Source organism: Acidithiobacillus sp. HP-11, from assembly GCF_015100075.1.
In the GTDB taxonomy this organism is placed as follows: domain Bacteria; phylum Pseudomonadota; class Gammaproteobacteria; order Acidithiobacillales; family Acidithiobacillaceae; genus Acidithiobacillus; species Acidithiobacillus thiooxidans.
In genome coordinates this window covers 1-1,873 of record NZ_JACKYY010000104.1, presented here as the reverse complement: position 1 = coordinate 1,873, position 1,873 = coordinate 1, and the positions used below count along the sequence as shown (strand labels likewise).

The window sequence follows — 1,873 nt, the reverse complement described above, 5'->3', positions numbered from 1 at the left end:
TTTCAACAGTCTGCTCCAGTCCGCCAAATCCAGGGCACGGGGCTATCGCACCCACAAGAATTTTATTAACATGGCTTACCTCGTACTGGGTAAGCTGGATCTCAAGCTACCCACTTAAAACAGCGAGGAACCTCAAATCACATCCGGGCGCGAAATTTCCGCATTTCATTTATATCTGGTTGCCGGATGATCATACTGCCGGTTTGTCCCCCTGCTATTACACGCCAGACTATTATGTGGCCAACAACGACTACGCCACGGCCAAATTTATCCATTATCTGTCTACGACCCCGCAATGGAAACATATGGCAATTTTTTTGAGTGAGGATGACGCACAGTCCGGTGCTGATCATATTAATGGCCATCGGACATTGGCGCTGGTTATCAGCCCCTGGGTCAGAAAGGGCATGCTGAACACGCAACTGGACTCCCAGGTGAACATAGTCAAAACCATTGAAGCGACTCTGGATCTGCCGCCCATGTCCCAATGGGATGCCAATGCTTCGGTCATTGGAGATATCTGGACTGACCATCCGGATTTCGCGCCGACACCAGCGGTACTTCCCATACAGGTGCCAGTCTCTTTTAATGCCGGTAAATGCAGCAATCGAACATTATTGCGTAGAGAGGCCGGAGCCACGGGTCATATTCTGACTGCCAAATGGTTGAAGGCACATACCGATCCACACGGGCAACATCTGGCGCCGGTAAGTACGGAGAGTGCCTACACCCCTACTTCGCTACTCAAGGTCAGCGGGCCGGAGCAGTTGAAGCAGGAGTGGATCGCCAGTAAGGGTGTCAAGAGCTATGAACATTTTATGGCTTACCTTCATCATTATGCGCAAGTTCATGGAACGACCATTGCCAGCTATGAGGCCAACGAAGGCAAACTCCATTAAACAAACCGCACTATATTCGGTTGCCGCAATCATTCACCTTAAGTGCTTTGTTGCGCAACCGAATCAACTATCCAGCAAAAGCGGCATGATGGCCGGATGAAACGTCATACCCCACTGATTTATTCCTAAAATAAACTTTATTAATTGCTGTAAATAAATATCCTGAAGGAAGGAATGATGAATCAATCATAATATTTTATAGGTACATTTAAAATATTATTATTTTATCATCTTTTTGATTTATATTGTTTTTTATCAGGAAAACCAAAAAAATGCCATTTGTAAGGAAAATGTCATCAAATTGTCGCAATAGTGTCACATTCCGTTGTTATGCTACTCACCACTAAAGGTATAGAACTCTACGAATGATTCTTGCAGCGAGCGTATGCAAGAACGGATAGAGGGCTGCATATGCAACACGCGTCAATCAGACACACTGCCGTATATGATTACCAGTATCTTTGCGCTCCAGCCAGACAGTGCCGGTCGGCAGGCTTTTCGCGCCCTATCCAATGTATCCCTCTGTTGACCCATTTTGGGGTTCATCACCCAGCATTTCGTTGTCAGCCTCTGCTTGCTATGGAGCCTGTAATCCTATGAATCTTCATTATCTCATTCACCTCGCCAACTACTCGGACGGGGTTCTATACATACTGGGCCTGATGCTGCTGGTGGAACTGGCCGTGATGGTGGATCGCTTCTGGTACCTGCGTCGGACCATTCTGCGTGGTCTGGTATTCGTGCAAGAACTGGGGCGTCATGGTCGCCTCGATCGCGAAGCTCTCAATACCCTGGCAGAAGATGCGGGCGACCTGCCCGAAGCTGCCCTGCTGCGTACCGCCGCTGCCCATAGTGGTCAGGTGAAAGGCGAAGCCCTCGCCAGCCGCCTGGAAGAAAGCGTGCTGGTCATCGCGCCGAAACTGGACCGTCGCCTGTGGTTGCTGGACACCATTATTACCCTGGCTCCCCTGCTC

At 49.1% G+C, this 1,873-nt stretch carries 2 pseudogenes; both read left to right on the top strand.

What is annotated here, in order from left to right:
• Positions 1-131: 131 nt before the first annotated feature.
• Positions 132-899 (top strand): annotated as a pseudogene (locus tag H7F08_RS15215) (alkaline phosphatase family protein); the annotation flags it as partial.
• A gap of 596 nt (positions 900-1,495) precedes the next feature.
• Positions 1,496-1,873, top strand: a pseudogene (locus H7F08_RS15210) (MotA/TolQ/ExbB proton channel family protein); the annotation flags it as partial.